Source organism: Phormidium sp. FACHB-592, assembly GCF_014695795.1.
GTDB lineage: Bacteria > Cyanobacteriota > Cyanobacteriia > Leptolyngbyales > Leptolyngbyaceae > Stenomitos.
The window spans coordinates 1-3,120 of the sequence record NZ_JACJOZ010000087.1 but is presented as its reverse complement, the minus strand read 5'-3'; the positions used below and the strand labels follow the sequence as shown (position 1 = coordinate 3,120).

5 protein-coding genes and 1 pseudogene are annotated in these 3,120 nt (G+C 47.9%); 1 reads left to right on the top strand and 5 read right to left on the bottom strand.

From position 1 onward, the window contains the following. The 5 genes and pseudogenes from H6F86_RS24770 to H6F86_RS24750 all read right to left on the bottom strand — a co-directional run. A partial coding sequence (locus H6F86_RS24770) for a hypothetical protein (protein ID WP_190452323.1) occupies positions 1-180 on the bottom strand: 180 nt, incomplete at its 3' end. Positions 181-292: 112 nt separating this feature from the next. Next, positions 293-607, bottom strand: coding sequence for a hypothetical protein (locus H6F86_RS24765; RefSeq protein ID WP_190452321.1), 315 nt, complete (start codon positions 605-607; stop codon positions 293-295). A 305-nt stretch (positions 608-912) separates the two neighbouring features. Beyond that, a complete protein-coding gene (locus H6F86_RS24760) occupies positions 913-1,227 on the bottom strand; it encodes a hypothetical protein (protein ID WP_190452319.1) in 315 nt (104 codons plus the stop codon). Positions 1,228-1,511: 284 nt separating this feature from the next. Further along, positions 1,512-1,622, bottom strand: a pseudogene (locus tag H6F86_RS32475) (IS1 family transposase); the annotation flags it as partial. A gap of 724 nt (positions 1,623-2,346) precedes the next feature. Further along, complete coding sequence (locus H6F86_RS24750; protein ID WP_190452315.1) at positions 2,347-2,538, bottom strand: hypothetical protein; 192 nt, start codon at positions 2,536-2,538, stop codon at positions 2,347-2,349. Between the two features lie 324 nt (positions 2,539-2,862). Between H6F86_RS24750 and H6F86_RS24745 the strand changes: the two genes are divergently transcribed. Continuing rightward, entirely contained in the window at positions 2,863-3,066 is a 204-nt protein-coding gene (locus H6F86_RS24745) for a hypothetical protein (protein WP_190452313.1), read from the top strand. Positions 3,067-3,120: the final 54 nt, after the last annotated feature.

The following is a 3,120-nucleotide window of genomic DNA, read 5'->3' as shown; positions in this document are numbered from 1 at the left end:
GGCAACAGCAAGCTTTTCCAGGTCACACTGTTTACTGCCACTGCATTGGGCCACTACAGTGAGTTGATCCTCTTCCAGGAGAACCAGAGCGCCCGTTTCGGCTCCTGCACTTTCGATCACCATCGGCATCAACGTGGCAATCAGTTGATCGAGATGGATCATTCCAGGCAGAGTAATCATTGAACTCTCCCCCCGACGAAGGACTGTTAGCCGTCTCCCAAAGTATATCGCTTGCCAAACTCCAGAAAATTAAGCTTCTGGGTGGATCTGAAGGTTTTCCAATGACTACATTTCAGTGGCAATGGGGGGAAGGTTCTAGGCTACCCCAAAGTCTCGTCGCCAAGCTCGGCAGAAATGCGATTGAATAATTCGATGTCCAGTGGGTTTGCCCTTTCTTGCCTTCTGACTGTGGCAACCAATCGAGCAAAGGCACTGGGCGCAGCAACGACTCATTCCCACGCTGGCTTATTCCCGATCGCGGTAAAAACGTGAGGTGTCCCTCAGCTGGGCGGCTGTAGGAGGAACGAGTTTGGGTCGAACGGCGGGCAGGCTGAGTGCGGCAGAGCGATTGCCTCCGGTCGATCACTTGCCCAGACACAGTGGTCATGTGTAAGTGATCAGAAAGAATGGGCTCTTCCCAAGTTTTGGTGCTCTGGGTTCTGCAACAGCTTGGAAACCTAGCCTTTTCGTCATCCAGATCAACGGCTACGCTCTTTTTCACCAAAAGCTGAAAAGAGCCTCATTTGCGCAATGAGCAAATAATCTGCACACTCACAACAGAGAACCGTGAAAGACTTCCGAGCGACACATCAGTTTTTGCACCACAACCTTTTCACTCTCGTCTCACCGTCGCCCGGATCTGGTCACGGAACCATGCCTGTCCAGCATCACCCTCGAGCCGAGGATGCCAGATCATGGTGTAGGGGAAGTCAGTAATTTCTTGAGGGGGCAATACTTGCCACAGGTTTGCCAACTTGGAGAGTTCGAGTGCAACCCGCTTGGGACAGTGAAGATCAGGTCGGTAGCCACAAGATTAAGTGCGGTCGCTATGAAGTAGGGTGACTGAAACACAATCTCTCTTGCTTTTCCCAGATCAGCCAGCGGACGATTAATCATCGTTTGCTGCCCTTCGGCGGTGGCAACGATCGCATGTGGATGACCGCAGATAGGCATCCAAAGCAAAACGTTCGTGCTTAAAGGGGTTGTCCGCACTGAGGAGGCAGACAAAATGCTCTTGGTACAGTACTTCCACCTTTAAGCCCTTGGGCGGAGTTGGTACGCTGCCCACGCCAAGCGCCAAGTCACAGCGTCCCGTTTCTACATGACGGCAACTCTCTGGTGTCCAGCTGTACCTTCACTTGCAGCGCTACGCTCCGGTAATAGTGATTGACGTACTGTTGCAACCACCGTTTGCTCAACTGCAAACTACGAGCGATGCCAGCGAGAGGAATCTTTTCAAGCAGCAGGCGCTTGATGGTTGCTTTGGTATCTTTGGAGACAGTCTGCCATTGCGGATCCTCGACAAACTGTCGACCACAATCACGGCATTTGTAGTTCTGCTTCCCATGACGTGTGCTGCCGTTCTTGTTGATGTCGTTGGAGGCACAGTTTGGGCACTGCAACAGAGGTTTCGTCACCAAGCCATTCAGTTAAATTCTGCTCCTCCATTCTCGCTCAAGGGTTTTTCTACAGCCTTTCCCAAATAGGACTACCAGATTATTCACTACCGCGAATACTGGAATCCGCTTCCAATACTTGAAATAGTGGGCGGAGCGGAACTGCTTTCTCATTGAACCCAAACGCATAGAGATTTCAGTCTCTATAGCAACGAAATGACATGAAATGCTTCGGCGATCGCAGAAAACGCTAAAGCTCCCGCAGAACAGGAGTTTCAAGCAACGAACAACGAAATGACACTTATTCCTTCGGTGGTCCTATGAAATGACAGATAATTTTTGCTGAAGGTTAAATTGCTCCAACGAAATGACACTTATTCCTTCGGCAAATTGAGTAAGGCTTGAAACTATTGTTAAACATGAGTTTTAGCTTCTAAATCGACAAAGTGACATGAAATGCTGCGGCGATCGCGGAAAAATGATGAAATCGTTTTAGGGCAAAAGTTTCAAGCAACAACTTCCGAAGTGACATTTATTTCTTCGATAGCCCTACGAAATGACATGTAATTCTTCGGTAGCGTCTTCTTTAAAAATTGATGACTAAAAACTTAAAAGGCTTGCAAGACAAGGGTTCGAGGTGAAGGGCGATTATGACATTCATTCCTTCGGTTGTGACACTTATTCCTTCGCTCTACATCTGTAGGCTTCAAGCTAATACTCAAACGTACGTTTACAAACGCCTGATCGCCTTCTTTTTTCGCTCTAAGAAGATCTCATAGGTTGGAGCCTGAGCAACCCAAGGCACCAACTTAATCTTGTGCGCTTGTTTATCGAGACCGTTAAGCAAGACCGCATCAATGTCTGTGCTGTAGTCAGCCTCCTCAAGCTCCAGAACATCTAAACTGTCGAGAGTTGCCGCCATCTCCTTTACCAACTTGTCAGGTTTGGATAGCCAAACTATAGAGCAAGCTAAAAAACAGCGCAACTAATTTGACAACCGTTCAAATCGTGATTTGCAAAGAAATGTAACGATTATGAGTGCCGATTCTCACTTGACGCAACTAATTTGAAATAAAGTATGACCGCTAAAAATTAATCGGGTTCGGTCGGAAATCGCTGAAACTACTTCTGGATAATGCTTTTGGGTTATCCTCTTCTACGCAACTAAAGTGACAGCAGCGCAAAATAGCGTGGCGGCTAACAAAAACTGGCAGACATTACCATGCGGTGATAGTCTGCAATACTGATGTTTTCGTTCCTGGTGGCTCTAATACACAAGCGAGAATGCCGCTTCCGTCGTTGGTTAGTTGCTGATTTCGCAACTAACCAAACAGACAAAAAGCTGAAACTGCTGCTGCATAGAGCTTTTGTCGTTTGTGCCAGTTGGCAAATAGTCCAGGGAGGAACAGGCGATCGTCCAGTTAGCCTTACTTATGAATGGGCATCCTAAACAAGCCAGCCGTGGCTTCGGGTTCGTAACGCTTTACCAATAGTCCGTGGCAAA